Below are 17485 nucleotides of genomic sequence, written 5' to 3'. Positions count from 1 at the left end.
CTGCCCGACGCTCCGGCCCGCCGGCTCGCCGAGGCGGTGGCGGCCATGGCGGCGGCGGCCGGCGACGGCGGGGCGGGCGGGGGAGCGTCCAGCCCCAACGCCCGGGCCACCGTGTCGAAGCGCCCGCCCAGCGCCAGCGTGGCCGAGGTGGCGACCACGGTGCGCTCGTCGTACAGGTGGGTGGCGAGGGTGCCGGCGACCGACAGCGGCGCGACCACCAGCGCCCGCCGGCTGCCGTTATCCGGCTTCTCCACCCAGGCCACGTCGTGGTCGGCCTCCTCCAGCAGCCGCTGCGCGGTGGTGGAGAGTTCGTCCAGCGCCGCCTTGGCCTGCTGCTTGCGCACCGGGTCCGGGTCGTCGGCCTTGATGTCGCCGATCGCGTCCAGGGCGGCCCGGGTCGCCGCGTCGAGCAGCGTGCACGCCTCGCGCAGCGGGCCCGGCAGCCCGGCGGTGATCCGCCCGGCCGGCGCCTCCGCCAGCCCGACGGCGAGCGCGTCGCCGGCCTCGGTCAGCCGGTCGGCGACGTCCGGGCGCAGCAGCGGCCGGGCCCGCCGGGCGGACCGGTCGACCAGCTCCGGCACCAGCTCGGCCTGGGCCGCCGAGGAGACCCGGTCGGCCAGCTCGTGCGCCTCGTCCACGATCAGCAGCTTGTGCGGCGGCACGATGTGCCGGCCGGCGATCATGTCGACGGCGAGCAGGCTGTGGTTGGTGACCACGATGTCGGCCTCCCGGGCCCGGGCCCGGGACGCCTCGGCGAAGCACTCCTGGCCGAACGGGCAGCGGGCGGCGCCGACGCACTCGCGCGCCGGCATGGAGACCAGCCGCCAGGCCTGGTCGTCGACGCCCGGGTCCAGCTCGTCGCGGTCACCGGTGGCCGTCTCGTCGGCCCAGTCGCGCAGCCGTTGCACCTGCTTGCCCAGCCGCCCGGCCTCGCCGAGCCACTTGGTGCCGCCACCGGGCCGCGCGGCCGGGGCGTCGAAGAGGGTGTCCTCCGGCTCCTCCTCAGTGGAGTTGTCCAGCCGGGCCAGGCAGAGGTAGTGGTGCCGGCCCTTGAGCACCGCGAAGGTGGGTCGCCGGCCGAGCAGCGGCTCCACCGCGTCGGCCAGCCGGGGCAGGTCGTGGTCGACCAGCTGGGACTGCAACGCCAGGGTGGCGGTGGAGACCACCACCGGGCCGTCCACGGTCAGCGCCGGGGCGAGGTACGCCAGTGACTTGCCGGTGCCGGTGCCGGCCTGCACCAGCAGGTGCTCGCCGGAGGTGATGCTGCGCTCGATCGCCTCGGTCATCTGCTGCTGGCCCGGGCGGGCCGCGCCGCCGGGCACCGCACCGACCGCCGCGGCCAGCAGCTCGCCGCCGCTGGCCCGGGCACCCCGGCGCCGGCCGCCGCGGGCCGAGGGAGTGGCGGAACCGGTGGCGGTGCGGGGCAGAGTCACCGTGCGACGGTACCCGCCGGTCCCGACACCCGGCCCGCCACCGCCCCGCGTGGGATACCCGATCGTGACCGGTTACTTCCCCGCAGCGACGGCTGGGCGGAATCGGTTAGTGTGCGACTCATGCCGAGCGACGTGGTCCGTGTGATCTACCGCAAGTACGACGGCAGCGCCCACCGCGACTACCCGGCCCGCCGGCTCACCGAGGACGACCTCGGGATCTGGCTCGGCGTGCCGGCCGGCACCGAGTCGGTCTACCACGGCCGGCCCTCGGTCGAGCAGATCCCGTTCGTGCTCCTGGTGCCGCACCACGCCTGGTGGACGGGCATGTTCAACCCACCGCCGCGGACCAGCGAGGTCTACTGCGACATCACCACCCCGGCCCGGTGGGAGGGCGACGACACCGTGCACCTGTTCGACCTCGACCTGGACGTGGTGCGCCGGCGCGCCACCGGGGCGGTCGAGCTGCGCGACGAGGACGAGTTCGCCGAGCACCGGGAACGGTTCGGCTACCCCGACGACCTGGTGGCCGAGGCCGAGGCGGCGTCGCGCTGGCTGCTGGGCGCGCTGGGCGACGGCACCGAGCCGTTCGCCACGTCGTACCGGAAGTGGCTGGCCCTGGTCCTCTGAGCCGGCCTCCCGGCGCGGCGCTCAGCCGTCCCCGGCGCCCATCTCCGCCAGTCGGGTCAGCTTCTCCGGGTTGAGCTGGCTGAAGATGCCGGTGATCCGGCCGCCGTCCACGGCGAACGCGGTGACCAGCCGCAGGGTCCGCCCGTCGTTCAGGACGACCTCGAACTGCAGCCCGAGCGCGCCGTTCACCAGCACCGACCGGGACCGCACCCGGTCGTCGTAGCGGCCGGCCTGCCCGAAGAGGCCAAGAGTGAACCGGGCCACCTTGTCGGCGCCGGCGACCGGCCGGCGGGCCGACGGGAAGTGGCCGCCACTGTCGCCGATCAGCACCACGTCCGGCGCCAGCACCCGCATCAGCGCCGTCAGGTCGCCCGACTCGGTGGCGGCCACGAAGGCGGACACCACCCGCCGCTGCTCGGCCAGGTCGGCGGTGTGCCGGGGCGCGTCCGGGGCGGTGACCGTCCGGCGGGCCCGGGAGGCGAGCTGTCGGGCCGCCTCGGGGCTGGTGCCCAGCGCCTCGGCGATCTGCCCGAACGGCACCGCGAAGACGTCGTGCAGCACGAACGCCACCCGCTGCTCGGGGGTGAGCCGTTCCAGCACCACCAGCAGGGCGGTGCCGAGCTGGTCGCGGCGGACGGCCCGCTCGGCGGGGTCGGGAGCGAAGCCGTCCGGCTCCGGGGCCGCTCCCAGCGGGGTCACCACCGGCTCGGGCAGCCACTGCCCCGGGTACGTCTCCCGGCGTACCCGGGCGGATCGGAGCACGTCCAGGCAGATCCGGGCGCAGGTGGTGGTGAGCCAACCGCCCAGGTGCCGCACCTCGGCGCGGGCGGCCGGGTCGCTGAGCGCGCCGGCGTAGCGCAGCCAGGTCTCCTGGACGGCGTCCTCGGCCTCGCTCCGGCTGCCCAGCATCCGGTACGCGACGGCCATCAGCCGCCCGCGCTCGGCCTCGAACTCCTCCACCACGTCCACCGTCACCGTCGCCTCCCTCGACCGGATTCTCCCCCCACCCCAGGACACCCCACCGCCCCCCAACGCGACACCACCCTCCGCGGCGCTCGGGAGGCGGAGGGCGGCGGGGTGGGCGATGATCGCGGGATGAGCGCAGTCGATGGATCGGACATCGTGGCACCCGAGGGCGGAAAGATGCGGGACCTGCTCCGGGTCTCACCGGGGGCGGTCGACCCGCGTACGGTCGACCCCCGCTCGACCCCGGGTCTCCCGGCGGCGGTCGGCGGCGGCCGGGCCCGCAAGGCCTGGGCCCGGGAGCAGGTCGACCTCCTCGGCGCGGAGCTGGGCGAACAGCAGGAGATGCTCTTCGCCACCGCGAAGGCCGCCGTCGAGCCGGACGCGCCCGCGTCGGCGCCCACCACCGGCGACCCGGCGCCGACCCCGGGCCGGCCGGGGCGGGTGCTGCTGGTGCTCCAGGCGATGGACTGCGGCGGCAAGGACGGCACGGTCAAGCGGGTGGCGGGCGCGATGAACCCCCTCGGCCTGCACATCCGCTCGTTCGGCCCGCCGACGGAGGAGGAGCGGCGGCACGACTTCCTCTGGCGGATCCGGCGCGACCTGCCCCCGCCCGGGTACGTGGGCGTGTTCAACCGCTCCCACTACGAGGACGTGCTGATCGCCCGGGTGGAGGAGCTGGTGCCGGAGGAGACCTGGCGGGCCCGGTACGACGAGATCAACGCCTTCGAGCGGGAGCTGACCGACGCCGGGGTGACGCTGGTCAAGGTGATGTTGCACATCTCCCACGAGGAGCAGGGCGAGCGGCTGATGGAGCGGCTGACCGACCCGCGCAAGCACTGGAAGTACAACCCGGCCGACCTCGACTCCCGGGCCCGCTGGGACGACTACCAGGCCGCGTACACCGAGGCGTTGCAGCGGTGCAGCACGGACGCCGCCCCGTGGTTCGTGGTGCCGGCGGACCGCAAGTGGTACCGGGACTGGGCGGTGGCCCACCTGCTGCGGGAGACGTTCGACGGTCTGCATCTGGGGTATCCGGCTGCCGGTTTCGACGTGACGCGAGAACGCGAGCGGTTGCAGAGCGGGAACAGGACGACGAAGGTGAACGGCGGGTGAACGAGCGGTGAATCGGGCCTGACCAGGGGTGGGCCGGGGAATGCCCGGTTTTCCCATGTCCTTAGCATGCCCAGAGCAGACGCCCCGGCGGCGTCGGCCACCCTTCCACCGACACGACGAGGTCCGTGCTGTGAAGTTTTCCTTCCGTCCCACCGAGGGCGCCTTCTACGAGCTCTTCACCAGGGCCGCGCAGAACCTGGTGAAGGGCACCGAACTGCTCAACGAGCTGGCCCTGCCCGGAGTCGAGGTGCAGTCGGTGAGCGAGCGGCTGACCGAGGTCGAGCACGACAGCGACCAGATCACCCACGAGCTGTACAAGAAGATCAACTCGACCTTCATCACCCCCTTCGACCGGGAGGACATCTACCGTCTGGGCTCGCTGCTCGACGACGTGATGGACCACCTCGAGGCCGTCGGCAACCTGCTCTACCTGTACGGCCTCACCAAGCTCCCCTCGCTGCCCCGCGAGATGCACGAGCTGGTCAACGTCCTCGACCAGCAGGCCAAGCTGACCGCCGAGGCGATGCCCCGGCTGAAGTCGATGAAGGACCTCGAGGACTACTGGATCGAGTGCAACCGGCTCGAGAACAACGGCGACCAGATGTACCGGATGCTGCTGGTCCGGCTCTTCTCCGGTGAGTACGACGCGCTGACCGTGCTGAAGATGAAGGAGGTGGCCGACGAGCTGGAGGCCGCCTGCGACGCCTTCGAGCACGTGGCCAACACCGTCGAGACCATCGCGGTCAAGGAGTCCTGATCCAGTGAGTCCCGAACTCATCGCCGTGCTGGCGGTGATCGCGGTGGCCCTGGTGTTCGACTACACCAACGGCTTCCACGATGCCGCCAACGCGATCGCCACCAGCATCTCCACCCGGGCGCTGACACCTCGGGTGGCCCTGGCCATGGCGGCGGTCGGAAACTTCATCGGCGCGCACTTCGGCGCCGAGGTGGCCAAGACCGTCGGCAGCGGGCTGGTGAGCCTACCGACGGGCCGGGCCAGCCTGGGCATCGTCTTTGCCGGCGTGGTGGGCGCGATCGTCTGGAACCTGATCACCTGGTACTTCGGCTTGCCGTCGTCCTCCTCGCACGCGCTCATCGGCGGCCTGGTCGGCTCGACCATCGCCGCCTCCGGCACCGTGCTCTGGAAGGGCATCGGGGAAAGCGTCATCATCCCGATGGTGCTGTCGCCGATGGTCGGCTTCCTGCTCGGTTACATCGTGATGATCGCCGTGCAGTGGATCTTCCGGAAGGGGCATCCGGGCAAACTGAACCGGGGCTTCCGCTGGGCGCAGACCGTCTCCGCCGCCGCCATGTCGATCGGCCACGGCCTCCAGGACGCTGCCAAGACCATCGGCATCGTGGTGCTCGCGCTCTACGTCGGCGGTTACCAGAACGACCCGACCTTCATCCCGGAGTGGGCGTTCTGGACCTCCGCCGCGGTGCTCGCCGCCGGCACGTACGCCGGTGGTTGGCGGATCATCCGGACCCTGGGCCGGAAGATCATCGACCTGCGGCCGCCGGAGGGCTTCGCCGCCGAGACCGTGGCCAGCTCGGTGCTGTACTTCAACGCCCTGGTCCTCGGCGCCCCGATCTCGACCACCCACACGATCACCTCGGCGATCATGGGTGTCGGCGCCACCAAGCGGCTCTCCGCCGTCCGGTGGGGCGTGGCCGGCAACATCGTCGGCGCGTGGGTGCTGACCTTCCCGGCCGCCGGCTCGATCGGTGCCCTGATGTACTTCCTGGTCCGTCCGATCTTCAGCTGACCGGCCACGCGAAGGCCCCCGCCGTCGGCGGGGGCCTTCCGCGTTCAGGCGTAGTCGACCCCGATCCGCTCCCGGATACCGTCCAGCAGCCCCATCACCTCCAGCGTGGCGGAGTGCGGCACCAGCGGGCTCTCGGTCAGCCCCGCCGCCAGGCAGCGCTGCACCTCGGCGGCCTCGTACTGGTAGCCGCCGCCGGTGAGGTCGGCGGGGATCGTCTCCGGCTCGGCGCCGGCGCGGTGCAGCACCGCCGAGCCCGGCCGGTAGAACGGCTCGGGCAGGTCGATCCGGCCGGTGGTGCCGGTGATCGAGGCGGTGATCGCGGTCGCGCCGACCATCCCGCAGCTGAGCGTGGCGATCGCGCCCGAGTCGTACCCGAGGACGATGCCGGTGTTCTCGTCCACCCCCTCCGGGCCGAGCTTCGCCCACGCCTGCACGTGCTGCGGCACACCGAGCAGCAGGTGGGCCAGGCTCACCGGGTAGACGCCGAGATCGAGCAGGGCGCCGCCGCCGAGGGTGCGGGCCCGCATCCGGTGCTCCGGCGGGAACGGCCCGGCCGCGCCGAAGTCGGCCCGTACGCTGGTCACCTCGCCGATCGCGCCTGCCGCGACCAGCTCGACCACCCGCAGCACGAGCGGGTTGCAGCGCATCCACATGGCCTCCATCAGGAAGACGCCACGGGCGCGGGCGGACTCGACCAGTTCGGTGCTGGTGGCCAGGTCGAGGGTGAACGGCTTCTCCACCAGCACCGCCCGGCCGGCGTCCAGGCAGACCCGGGTCGCGTCGTGGTGCGCGGCGTGCGGGGTGGCCACGTAGATCACGTCGAGGTCCGGATCCGCGGCCAGGTCGGCCCAGGAGGCGTACGCCCGGGGGATGCCGTGCCGGGCGGCGAACCGCTCGGCGCTTTCGGCGGTCCGCGAGCCGACCGCGACCAGTTCGGCCCCCGGCACCAGCCGCAGGTCCTCGGCGAAGCGGCCGGCGATGTACCCGGTGGCCAGGATGCCCCAACGTGTCATGCGGGCCAGGCTAGCGAAGATCGACCTGCGGCCGGTCGGGCGATCCACCGATCGGGAACTAGGCTCGCGGGATGACGATCGACAGTGACGGCTTCGCCGCCCCGGCCGCCCTGGTCGAGCACGCCCGCCGGTTCCGCGCCGAGGGCGGCACCCCGGCGGTGCCGCGCGTCGCGGCCACCGTGCTGCTGCTGCGCCCGGCCGGCGACGACTTCCAGGTGTACGTCATCCGCCGGGTCGCCGCGATGGCCTTCGGCGGCATGTACGCCTTCCCCGGCGGCGGGGTGGACCGCTCCGACTCGCAGGCGCACCTGGACTGGGCCGGCCCGGAGCCGGCGGAGTGGGCCGACCGGCTGGGGGTGGCCCCGGCGGCCGCCCAGGCGGTGGTCTGCGCCGCCGCGCGGGAGGTCTTCGAGGAGGCCGGCGTGCTGCTGGCCGGCCCGGACGCCGCGACGGTGGTCGGCGACGTCAGCGGCGACGAGTGGGAGGCCGCCCGGCAGGACCTGGAGGCGCGCCGGGTGGGCTTCGCCGACCTGCTCGCCGGGCGGCGGCTGACGCTCCGGTCGGACCTGCTGCTGCCGTGGAGCCGGTGGATCACCCCGGAGTTCGAGCCGCGCCGCTTCGACACGTACTTCTTCGTGGCCCTGCTGCCGGAGGGGCAGCGGACCCGGGACGTCTCCGGCGAGGCCGACCACACCATGTGGATCCGCCCGGCGGACGCCCTGGCCCGGGCCGAGGCCGGCGAGCTGACCATGCTGCCGCCGACGCTGGTCACCCTGGCCCAGGTGCTCGCCGCCGGTGACCTGGCCGGCGTGGCGCGGGCGGCGGCCGAGCGGGACGCCGCCACCCCGGTCACCCCCCGCCTGGACCTCCCCGAGGACGGCGAACCCCGCTTCGTCCTGTCCTGACCTCCACCGGCCGCCTCCGCCGCCCGCCCGCCCGCCACCACGGTTTGCGGCGTGTCGGGGTGTCGCGGCCGCCGGACACCCCCACCCGCCGCAAACCGTGCGGGTCGCCCGGACGCCGGTCCGCGCACACGCCGAGGGGCGCCGGTCAGTGCTGACCGACGCCCCTCGCGGACCGGGAACCAGCGGCTCAGCCGAAGCGGCCGGTGATGTAGTCCTCGGTCTTCTTCACGCTCGGGTTGCTGAAGATCTTCTGGGTGTTGTCGTACTCGATCAGCCGGCCCGGGTCGCCGGTCTTCTCGATGGAGAAGAAGGCGGTCCGGTCCGAGACCCGCGCGGCCTGCTGCATGTTGTGCGTCACGATGATGATGGTGAACTTGTCCTTGAGCTGGAACATCAGGTCCTCGATGGCCAGCGTGGAGATCGGGTCCAGCGCGGAGCAGGGCTCGTCCATCAGCACCACCTGCGGCTCGACGGCGATGGTCCGGGCGATGCAGAGCCGCTGCTGCTGGCCGCCGGAGAGGCCGGCGCCCGGCTTGCCCAGCCGGTCCTTCACCTCGTCCCAGAGGTTGGCCGAGCGCAGCGCCTTCTCGGCGGCCTCGTCCAGGATCGACTTCTTCCGGACGCCGTTGAGCCGCAGCCCGGCCACCACGTTCTCGAAGATGCTCATGGTGGGGAACGGGTTGGGGCGCTGGAAGACCATGCCGATGGTCCGCCGGACCGCGGTGACGTCCACGTCCCGGTCGTAGATGTCCTGGCCGTCGATGGTCAGGCTGCCCTCGACCCGGGCGCCGGGGAGCACCTCGTGCATCCGGTTGATCGAGCGCAGGAAGGTCGACTTGCCGCAGCCGGACGGCCCGATCAGGGCGGTCACCGTCTTCGGCTCGACCGTCAGGTTGATGTTCTCGATCGCCTTGAAGGCGCCGTAGTAGGCGGTGACGTTCGTGGCGTCGATGCGCTTCGCCATGGTGGTGGTACCTCCGGGGTTCATCGGCCGAGCCGGTTGCGACGGGCCAGCAACTTCGCCGCGATGGTCAGGACGAGCACGAGGGCGACCAGGGTCAGCGCCGCGGTCCAGGCCCGTGCCGGCGCGTACCTCGACGCGTCACCGGCCTGCTGGTAGACGAAGAGGGCCAGCGACGACTGGTTGTTCTCGAACGGGTTGAAGTTGATCGCCGCGCCGCCACCGGCGACGAGCAGCACCGGGGCGGTCTCGCCGGCGGCCCGCGCGATGGCGAGCATGACGCCGGTGACGATGCCCGGCAGCGCCGTCGGCAGCACGACCCGCAGGATGGTCTTCCACTTCGGCACGCCGAGGGCGTACGCCCCCTCGCGCAGCGGCGCCGGGACGAGACGCAGCATCTCCTCGGTGGAGCGGACCACGGTCGGCAGCATCAGCACGCTGAGCGCCAGCGCGGCGGCGAAGCCGGAGAAGCCCGGCCGGCCGTCGTTGAACATCGGCGAGACGACCAGCACCCAGAACGCCAGCACGAAGAGGCCGGAGACGATCGACGGGATGCCGGTCATCACGTCCACGAAGAACCGGATCGCGAAGGCGAACCGGCCCCGGCCGTACTCGACGACGTAGATCGCGCAGAGGATGCCGAGCGGGACGGTGATCAGGGCGGCGATGCCGACCTGCTCCAGCGTGCCCACGATGGCGTGGTACGCCCCGCCGTTGGGGTCCCGCGCCCCGATGTTGTTCATCGAGGTGCCGAAGAAGTTCCCGTCGAGGCGCTGCGCGCCCTTGCTGACCAGGGTCCAGACCACCGAGGCCAGCGGCAGCACCGCCAGCACGAAGGCGGAGTGGATCAGGGCGCTCCAGGTGCGGTTGCGGGCCGATCGGCGCCCCTCGACGGCGTTCGCCGCGGCGAAGAGGCCGGCCAGGTAGAGCAGCGCGCCGAGCACCACGACGAGGACCGGGCCGCCGATGCCCGCGCCGTAGACGACGCCGGCGGCGACGAGCAGGGCGACCAGGGCGATGGCCGGGGCGGCGTACCGGGGCAGCCGCCTCGCCTTGAGGGTGGGCGGCTGGGCCGGTGGCCGGGTGCGGTGGGAGGTGATCGTCGTGGTCATGCGGCCGACTCCGTGAACTCCCGGCGCCGGTAGATGATCGCCCGGGCGGTGATGTTGACGATCAGCGTGATGGTGAAGAGCACCAGACCGGAGGCGATCAGCGCGCCCCGACCGGTGTCGTTCGCCTCGCCGAACGCGTTGGCGATGTTGGCGGCGATGGTGTTGCCGCCGTTCTCGATCAGGTTGAACGAGATGCCGAAGGTGATGCCGAGCGTCATCGCCAGCGCGATCGTCTCGCCCAGCGCGCGGCCGAGGCCGAGCATCACCGCGGCGATGATGCCGGGGCGGCCGTACGGCAGCACCGCGGTGCGCAGCATCTCCCAGCGGGTGGCGCCCAGCGCGAGGGCGGCCTCCTCGTTGGCGGTCGGGGTCTGCAGGAACACCTCGCGGGAGAGCGAGGTGATGATCGGCAGCACCATGATCGCCAGCACCAGCGAGCCCAGCATGATCGACTTACCGAACGGGCCGTCGCCGCCGAAGATCGGGATCCAGCCGAAGTACTGGTTCAGCCAGGCGGAGAAGTCCCGTACCGGGTTGATGAAGATGTCCCGCCCCCAGAGGCCGAAGACCACGCTGGGCACGGCGGCCAGCAGGTCGATCAGGAAGCCGAGGGCGGTGCCGAGGCGGCGCGGGGCGTAGTGCGACAGGAACAGGGCGATGCCCAGCGCCACCGGCACCGCCATGAGCAGCGCCAGCGCGGAGCTGAGCACGGTGCCGAAGGCGAGCGTGCCGATGCCGAACTTCGGCTGTGCCTCGTTGGGCGACCAGCCCTCGTAGGTCCAGAAGTTCTCGGTGTTCGCGCGCAGCGCCGGGACCGCCTTGGCGATCAGGAAGACCGCGATCGCCGCGATGACGACCAGCACGGTGGCGCCGGCGGCCAGGGTGAGCCCGCGGAACGCGCGTTCCGCGCCGAAGGCCCGGGCCCGGGGCAGCGATCCGCCGCCGCCCATCCCGTTCCCACCCGGGGTGCGGGTGCTGACTGACGTCTCGGACAGCAGCGCCGAGGCACCGGCGGGCCACTCGTGACCGGTGGTCACGCTGGTCCCGCCGGTGCCGGCGTGTGCCGAGCGCGGAGGGGTTTCACCCATCTGCTCGCTCGCTTCGAATTGAGGAGGTGGTGGTGTCGGTCAGGAGAGGTTCTTGACCGCGGCCTCGACCTTGGTGCGGACCGAGTCGGGCAGCGGGGCGTAGCCCAGCTCGGTCAGCTCGGCCTGGCCCTCGCTGCTGGCGGCGTGGCCCAGCAGGCCCTTGACCAGCGGGAGCTTGTCTGCGGCGAGGCCCTTGCTGCAGACGATCTCGTAGGTCACCAGGACGATCGGGTACGCCCCGGCCTCCTTGGTGCTGTAGTCGATCTTCATCTTGAGGTCGTCGCCCTTGCCCTCGACCGTGGCGCCGGCGATGGTCTTGCCGGCGTTCTCGGCGGTCAGCTCGGCGAACTCGCCCGCGCCGTTACCGATCTTGGCGGTCTTCAGGCCGGCGTTCTCGGCGAACGACCACTCCATGTAGCCGATGGCGCCGTCCGCGCCCTTGACGGAGCTGGCCACGCCGTCCGAGCCCTTGGAGCCGGTGCCGCCCGGGGCCTTCCACGCCTTGGCCTTGCCGAAGGTCCAGTCCGCCTCGGCGGTCTTGGAGAGGAAGTTGGTGAAGTTGTCGGTGGTGCCGGACTCGTCCGAGCGGTGCACCGTCTGGATGGTGGTCGACGGCAGCTTGGCGCTCGGGTTGTCGGCCTTGATCGCCGGGTCGTCCCACTTGGTGACCTTGCCGCCGAAGATCTTGGCCAGGGTGGCCGGCTTGAGCTGGAGGTTGTCCACGCCGCTGACGTTGTAGGCGACCGCGACCGGGCCGATCACCATCGGCAGGTGGATGGCCTGGCCGCCCGCGCACTTGGCGTCGGCCTGCGGCTGCTCCTCCTCCTTCAGCGCGGAATCGGAGCCGGCGAAGTCGGCGGTGCCGGCGATGAAGGCCTGGATGCCGGCGCCCGAGCCGGACGGCTCGTAGTTGATGGTCGAGTCGGCGCACTTCTGCTGGTACGCCTTGATCCACTCGGCCATGGCGTTCTTCTGCGCGGAGGAGCCCTGCGCGTTCAGCGTGCCCTTGGCGCAGTCGGCAGCGCTGGCGGAACCCGAGGCGGACGTGCCGGCCGGCTCGTTGTTGTCCGAGCCACAGGCACTGAGACCGAGCACCGCGGTAAGAGCGAGGCAGGCGATGGTGCCGTGCCGCTGGAGCTTCACCTGAGGGGTTTCCCTTCACGTCTTTGGTCAGGTCGCCCGGAGGGGGCCCGGGTGCCGGCGCTGACCGGCTGACACGAAAGCTAGAAGCGCCAGGTAGACGGATCGCCGGTCAGAAGTGAACGGAGGATGAACAAGCGCGGCCGGCGGGGTGACCGCTGCCTGAGGGGCGGTTGTCCGATAGGTGAACTGCCAGCCTGCTATCGCCATTTATCCGACTTGCCGGGACGGCCGTTATCGCGCCGACGCGTCGCCGTTATCGCGCGGTGACCGTCCCGGGCGCGGACGATTCGGCCCGCGACGGACCCCGCAGGGCGACGGGCCGGCGGCGGCGAGGGTGCGCAGGGGGCCGGTCAGCGCCGGCCCGCCGTGCAGGCCGGTTCAGCCCAGCTGGTAGTTGACGTGCCCGCACCAGCGGGCGAAGCCGAGCCGCTCGTAGAGCGCCACCGCGCTGGTGTTCGACTCGTCGACGTAGAGCATCACCCGGTCCAGTCCGCGCGCATCGCGCAGGTGGGCCAGGCCGGCGGTGGTCAGCGCCTTGCCCAGCCCGCCGCCGTGCGCGTCCGGGTCGACTCCGAGCACGTAGACCTCGCCGATCCGGGCCGAGCCGGGACGCTCGTGCACCTTCGTCCAGTGGAAGCCGAGCAGCCGGCCGCTGGATTCCTCCACGGCGAGCAGGAAGCCGGCCGGGTCGAACCACGGCTCGGCCAGCCGGGTCCGCAGGTCGGCCGCGCTCCACCGGCCCTGCTCGGGGTGCGCGGCGAAGGCGCGGGCGTTCAGCGCGAGCCAGGCCTCGTCGTCCGCGCCGGGGCGGAAGGCGCGCAGCGCGACGCCGTCCGGCAACCGGGGCGCGGGCAGCGCGGCGGCCAGCGGGCGGCGCAGCTGCCAGAGCACCCGGGCACGGGTGAAGCCCAGGTCCACCGCGAGCGCCGCGGCGGACGGGTGGTCCCCGTGCGCCCAGGCCCGCAACGGCCCGGACGCCGCCGCCAGCACGCCCCGGGCCAGCGCCCGGCCGGTGCCCCGCCGCCGGTACGCCGGGTGCACCGCCAGCTCGGTGCCGACACCGGCCGCCGGGTCGGAGGTGTCCAGGTGGGCGTACCCGGTCAGGGTGCCGTCGGCGGCCCGAGCGGTCAGGTGCACTGCCGCCGCCTCCGGGTCGCGCAGCCGCAGCAGCGTGTGCTCGTCGAACGGGTCCGCGCCGTCGGCGTCGCCCGCGAGGCGGGCCAGCGCCAGGGCCTCGGCCACCTCGGCCGGGGCGAGTCGGTCGGCCCGGGCCACCCGGTCGGTCGTCGGTTCCGCGCTGCTCACCCCGTCACCGTAGTCCTCTCGACGGCGGGGTTCAGGTGGTGGCGTCGACCGGCAGCGCCTCCAGGCGGAATCGGCTGGTCAGGTCGGGCAGCATGCGGCGCAGCGCGTCGACCGTCCCCTGCCGGTCCCCGCCGGCGTCGTGCAGCAGCACCACCGAGCCGGGGGCGGCGTCCCGGGTGACCAGGGTGGCGATCCGGTCGGCGCCGGGTGCCTGCCAGTCCGACGGGTCGACGTTCCAGTGCAGCGCGGTCATCCCCAGCTCCTTGGCGACCGACACCACCGGGTACGTCCAGGCCCCGCCGGGCTGTCGGTACCAGGCGATGGGGGCGTCGGGCACGGCGTCGTGGATCGCCTGGTTGGTGCGGAGCAGGTCGGCGCGGATGGTGGCCGGCGAGCGGCTGCCCAGCTGCACGTCGTGCTGCCAGGAGTGGTTGCACAGGGTGTGCCCGTCGGCCACGATCGCCTGGACCAGCTCCGGGTGGGCCTGCACGTTCTCGCCGACCACGCAGAAGGTGGCCCGGACCTGGAACTCGCGGAGGATCTCCAGCACCTGCGGGGTGTACTGCGGGTTCGGCCCGTCGTCGAAGGTGAGCGCCACCTCGGGGGAGCCGGTGGTGACCCGGCTGCCGAAGAGGCCGTCGTCCGGGCTCTCGGTCGCCCGGTGGCCGTCGGGATCCTGCCCCGCCTCGGCGCGATCCGGCGTGTCCTCCGAGGAGTCGGTCCCGCCCGACTGGTCGGCGTACTCGGTCTCGTGGACGCCGGCCGTCACGCCGGGGCCGGATCGCGGCCGGTCGGGGAACAGGTTCCGGCCCAGCACGTACGCGGAGCCGAGCAGGGCGGCCAGGACGAGGACGACCACGCCGACGGCGCGGCCGGTGGTCCCGGGGCCCATCAGCGCCGCCGCCGGTGTGGACCGTGGACCGGTCCCGTCTTCGCCCCCGTGGTCAGTGCACGCACCGTTGCCCCTTTCGCCGCCAATTTGCCCATGAGGATAAGACCGGCGAGACGGGCAAAAGGGGCGTATCGGAGACAGTGCCCCGGACGGGTGGGAACCAGCGACGGTAGCCCTCAGGCCCAGGTCAGGGACGCTCCGCAGGCAGGCGGCAGGACGGCGTGCCCGCTCAGACCGGCAGCGGCGCGTGCTCCGCCTCGGGCAGCGACCGCGACGGCGGGACCACGAACTTGTAGCCCACCTGACGGACCGTGCCGATCATCGACTCGTACTCCGAGCCGAGCTTGGCCCGCAGCCGCCGGACGTGCACGTCCACCGTCCGGGTGCCGCCGAAGTAGTCGTATCCCCAGACCTCGCGCAGCAACTGGTCGCGGGTGAAGACCCGGCCCGGGTGCTGGGCCAGGAACTTCAGCAGCTCGAACTCCTTGTAGGTGAGGTCGAGCGGCCGGCCCTTGAGCTTGGCCGCGTAGGTGTCCGGGTCGATGGTGAGCTCGCCGGCCCGGATCGAGCCGCCGGCGCCGGCCGTGGCGTTGCTGAGCCGGCCGACCGCCAGCCGCAGGCGGGCCTCCACCTCGGCCGGACCGGCGCTGGCCAGGATGACGTCGTCCACGCCCCAGTCGGCGTTCAGCGCGATCAGCCCCGCCTCGGTCACCACCGCCACCAGTGGCACCCCCAGGCCGGTGGCGTGCAGCATCCGGCAGGTCGCCCGCGCCTCGCTCAGCTCGGAGCGCGCGTCCACCAGCACCGCGTCCGGGCTGGGCCCGGCGACCAGGGTGCGTACGTCGCGGGGAGCGGTGCGGACCGAGTGCGGCAGCAGGTCGAGTGCCGGCAGCACTGCCGATGGTTCACCTGCGCGCGCGGTCACCAGCAACAGGATCTCCACACGATCACCTCCGTCCGGCGGCGGCGACGCCGCGCGCGACCAGCGGCAGCCCGGGAGGGCGTGGCGCTGCGAACTAGCGTGGGTCCCGGCGTCGCTGACGGGCGGGTAACGGCTTGAGCGTAACCGATGGCCCAGGTGAGGCCCGCTCGTCCTTTCCCCTTTGTCGGTTCTGCCCATGATCGCGCCGCGGGTTTTAACGTTGCTGAAACCGTGACCTCCGCCGGGGCCACCCGGTCTGGCACGATCGGGGCGTGTTTCCCTCCACCTCGCCCGAGACCGGCCGCGAACCGTGGGCCGACGACGCCCGCCCGGGGCCGGCCGGCTCTGCCCGTGGCGTACCGCCCGGCCCGCGCACCGGCCCGGCCGACGACGGTGAGCAGCGGCGGGAGCGCGGCCCACGCCGGGCTCGCAAGGGCGGTGCGCCCCGCCGGCCGGACGACGAGGCGGTGGAGCCGGAGGCCGAGGTCGTCGAGCCGGTCGACGTACACAAGCCACTGTCGCTGACCGTCGCGGGCTTCGCCGCGCTGCTCGGGGTGGGTCTGGTGCTCGGCGCGCAGACCTCCGGGCCCGGGCACCGGCTGCCGTTCGCCTTCATCGTCTTCGGCGTGCAGCTGCTCTTCGTCCTCGCCTGGACGATGGCCATGCGCCCGCCCGCCCTGCTGCTGGTCGCGGTGGTCAGCGCCCTGGTCGCCGGCGCGGCGGACGTGGCGGCGGTGCAGTCCGACATCGCCGCCCTGGCACCGCTCGGATACGTCGCGGCGGGCGGGTTCGTCCTCGGGGTGCTGGGTCAGCTCGTCCGCCGGGTGGACCGGATCCGGGTCACCGACTCGCTCGGCACCACCCTGCTCATCGTGGTCGGGGTCGTCGCGTTCGCCACCCTGATCACGCTCAGCCGGATCCCGGCCGGCACCCAGGCGATCACCGTCTGCCTCGCCGCCACCGGCGTCGCGCTCACCGTCGCCCGGCTCACCGACGCGGTGCTGCCCTGGCCCCGGCTCGCCCCACAGGTGCCACGGGGTGCGGCCGGTGTGGTCGCCGGCGCGATGATCGGCACCCTGACCAGCGCGGTGCTCGGCAGCTACCTGGTCGGCTTCACCCCGACCAGCGCGGCGCTGATCGGCCTGGTCACCGCCGCCACGGCGGTACTGGCCGACCTCGCCGTCGGGTACGCCGAGGCGGGCCGGCTGATGGCCGGCGAGCCGCCGACGCTGTGGATCGCCCGGCACATGCAGGGTCCGCTCGGCGGATTCGCGCTGGCCGCACCGGCCGCGTACGCCATGTGCGTGCTCTTCCTCTGACCTACGGTTGAGCGCTCCACCCCTCGGGTACCAACGGTGCGCCGCGTGGTGGCGCCGGTAGAGACGGCGTCGCGGGATCGCGACGGCGACGGACAAGGAGGCGGTGTGGCAGAGGCGGACCAGACGTACGAGGAGCGGCCCCGGCGGCGGGGGCGCAAGGTGCTGGTCACGCTGGTCGTCCTGCTGCTGCTGTTGGGCGGGCTGCTGGTGGTGGCCGACCGGGTGGCGGCCGGGGTGGCCGAGCGGGCCATCGCCGACCAGGTGGAGCAGGAGATCGCCAAGCAGGACGCGCAGTCCGCCCCGCCGAAGGTCGACGTCGGCGGCTTCCCGTTCCTGACCCAGGTGCTCGACGGCCGCTACGAGCGGATCTCCATCGTGCTGACCGACGTGCAGGGCTCGGTGGAGGGCAACGCGGTGCGGGTGCCCCGGCTGGACGTGGACGCCCGGAACGTGCGGGCCTCGCTGGACACCCTCCGCTCGGGCAGCGGCGACGTGGTCGCCGACAAGGTCGACGGCACCGGCACGGTGACCTACGACAGCCTGGCCGCCCTGCTGGACCGTCCCGGGCTGAAGCTCGGCGAGCAGAACGGCAAGCTCGCCGTCACCGCCCCGGTGGACATCCTCGGTCAGAAGCTCACCGTCAGCGGCACAGCCGACGTGACCGTCGCCGAGGGCAACAAGGTGGCGCTGCGCTTCAACGACCTGACCGCCGAGGGGCTGCCGGCGGTGCCGCTGGCCCGGACCCTGCTGAGCAACTACGCCAAGAGCATCTCGGTCGACGTACCCCTGCCCGAGCTGCCCTTCCAGCTCAACGTCCGCAAGGTGGAGCCCAAGCCGGAGGGGCTGATGGTGACCGCCGACGCGACGAACGTACCGATCAACTCGGCCCGCTGAGCGGGCGACGACACGACGGCCCGGCC

The 17485-nt window shown here is 73.0% G+C and carries 16 protein-coding genes and 1 pseudogene; 7 read left to right on the top strand and 10 right to left on the bottom strand.

Annotation, left to right across the window (positions count from 1 at the left end; translation table 11 throughout):
* Nucleotides 1-71: 71 nt before the first annotated feature.
* A pseudogene (locus V6U88_RS30220) lies at nucleotides 72-1433 on the bottom strand (ATP-dependent DNA helicase); the annotation flags it as partial.
* A 120-nt stretch (nucleotides 1434-1553) separates the two neighbouring features.
* On the opposite strand from V6U88_RS30220, the gene V6U88_RS03580 reads away from it, so the two are divergent.
* Nucleotides 1554-2060, top strand: coding sequence for a DUF402 domain-containing protein (locus V6U88_RS03580; RefSeq protein WP_334449735.1), 507 nt, complete (start codon nucleotides 1554-1556; stop codon nucleotides 2058-2060).
* Between the two features lie 21 nt (nucleotides 2061-2081).
* Here V6U88_RS03580 and sigJ read toward each other — a convergent pair whose 3' ends face one another.
* Nucleotides 2082-3029, bottom strand: a complete 948-nt coding sequence (gene sigJ / locus V6U88_RS03575) for an RNA polymerase sigma factor SigJ (RefSeq protein WP_442934561.1) — start codon at nucleotides 3027-3029, stop codon at nucleotides 2082-2084.
* Nucleotides 3030-3155: 126 nt separating this feature from the next.
* Here sigJ and V6U88_RS03570 point away from each other — a divergent pair, with 126 nt between their 5' ends.
* From V6U88_RS03570 to V6U88_RS03560, 3 genes are all read left to right on the top strand, one after another.
* Nucleotides 3156-4139, top strand: a complete 984-nt coding sequence (locus V6U88_RS03570) for a PPK2 family polyphosphate kinase (RefSeq protein WP_334449732.1) — start codon at nucleotides 3156-3158, stop codon at nucleotides 4137-4139.
* A gap of 130 nt (nucleotides 4140-4269) precedes the next feature.
* A complete protein-coding gene (locus V6U88_RS03565; protein ID WP_334449731.1) occupies nucleotides 4270-4896 on the top strand; it encodes a DUF47 domain-containing protein in 627 nt (208 codons plus the stop codon).
* Between the two features lie 4 nt (nucleotides 4897-4900).
* Nucleotides 4901-5905, top strand: coding sequence for an inorganic phosphate transporter (locus V6U88_RS03560; RefSeq protein WP_334449729.1), 1005 nt, complete (start codon nucleotides 4901-4903; stop codon nucleotides 5903-5905).
* Between the two features lie 44 nt (nucleotides 5906-5949).
* On the opposite strand, the gene V6U88_RS03555 is transcribed toward V6U88_RS03560, so the two are convergent.
* A complete protein-coding gene (locus V6U88_RS03555) occupies nucleotides 5950-6918 on the bottom strand; it encodes a Gfo/Idh/MocA family protein (RefSeq protein WP_334449728.1) in 969 nt (322 codons plus the stop codon).
* Nucleotides 6919-6989: 71 nt separating this feature from the next.
* Here V6U88_RS03555 and V6U88_RS03550 point away from each other — a divergent pair, with 71 nt between their 5' ends.
* Nucleotides 6990-7823, top strand: coding sequence for an NUDIX hydrolase (locus tag V6U88_RS03550; protein ID WP_334449727.1), 834 nt, complete (start codon nucleotides 6990-6992; stop codon nucleotides 7821-7823).
* A 187-nt stretch (nucleotides 7824-8010) separates the two neighbouring features.
* On the opposite strand, the gene pstB is transcribed toward V6U88_RS03550, so the two are convergent.
* The 7 genes from pstB to V6U88_RS03515 form a co-directional block, all read right to left on the bottom strand.
* Nucleotides 8011-8787: a phosphate ABC transporter ATP-binding protein PstB gene (gene pstB / locus V6U88_RS03545; protein WP_334449726.1), complete on the bottom strand. Its 777-nt coding sequence runs from the start codon at nucleotides 8785-8787 to the stop codon at nucleotides 8011-8013.
* A 20-nt stretch (nucleotides 8788-8807) separates the two neighbouring features.
* Nucleotides 8808-9896, bottom strand: coding sequence for a phosphate ABC transporter permease PstA (gene pstA, locus V6U88_RS03540; RefSeq protein ID WP_334449725.1), 1089 nt, complete (start codon nucleotides 9894-9896; stop codon nucleotides 8808-8810).
* A complete protein-coding gene (gene pstC, locus V6U88_RS03535; protein WP_334449724.1) occupies nucleotides 9893-10984 on the bottom strand; it encodes a phosphate ABC transporter permease subunit PstC in 1092 nt (363 codons plus the stop codon). Before pstC ends, pstA begins: the two co-directional genes overlap by 4 nt.
* Before the next feature lie 39 nt (nucleotides 10985-11023).
* The gene (pstS, locus tag V6U88_RS03530) at nucleotides 11024-12127 is read right to left on the bottom strand and encodes a phosphate ABC transporter substrate-binding protein PstS (protein ID WP_334449723.1); all 1104 of its coding nucleotides are present in this window, start codon (nucleotides 12125-12127) and stop codon (nucleotides 11024-11026) included.
* Nucleotides 12128-12505: 378 nt separating this feature from the next.
* Nucleotides 12506-13432, bottom strand: coding sequence for a mycothiol synthase (gene mshD, locus V6U88_RS03525; RefSeq protein WP_334449722.1), 927 nt, complete (start codon nucleotides 13430-13432; stop codon nucleotides 12506-12508).
* Nucleotides 13433-13463: 31 nt separating this feature from the next.
* Entirely contained in the window at nucleotides 13464-14324 is an 861-nt protein-coding gene (locus V6U88_RS03520; protein ID WP_334449721.1) for a polysaccharide deacetylase family protein, read from the bottom strand.
* A 229-nt stretch (nucleotides 14325-14553) separates the two neighbouring features.
* Nucleotides 14554-15267 (bottom strand): winged helix-turn-helix transcriptional regulator, encoded by a 714-nt coding sequence (locus V6U88_RS03515; protein ID WP_053655016.1) that lies wholly within the window; start codon nucleotides 15265-15267, stop codon nucleotides 14554-14556.
* A gap of 251 nt (nucleotides 15268-15518) precedes the next feature.
* Between V6U88_RS03515 and V6U88_RS03510 the strand changes: the two genes are divergently transcribed.
* Together V6U88_RS03510 and V6U88_RS03505 are read left to right on the top strand one after the other, a co-directional pair.
* On the top strand, nucleotides 15519-16565 hold the full coding sequence (locus V6U88_RS03510; protein ID WP_334449720.1) for a hypothetical protein: 1047 nt from the start codon (nucleotides 15519-15521) through the stop codon (nucleotides 16563-16565).
* Nucleotides 16566-16670: 105 nt separating this feature from the next.
* On the top strand, nucleotides 16671-17459 hold the full coding sequence (locus tag V6U88_RS03505) for an LmeA family phospholipid-binding protein (RefSeq protein WP_334449719.1): 789 nt from the start codon (nucleotides 16671-16673) through the stop codon (nucleotides 17457-17459).
* The last annotated feature ends 26 nt before the right edge of the window (nucleotides 17460-17485 follow it).

This window comes from Micromonospora sp. CPCC 205739, assembly GCF_036906795.1.
Taxonomy (GTDB): domain Bacteria; phylum Actinomycetota; class Actinomycetes; order Mycobacteriales; family Micromonosporaceae; genus Micromonospora.
The sequence above is the reverse complement of the archived record's forward strand: the minus strand, read 5'-3'. Positions and strand labels throughout refer to the sequence as shown.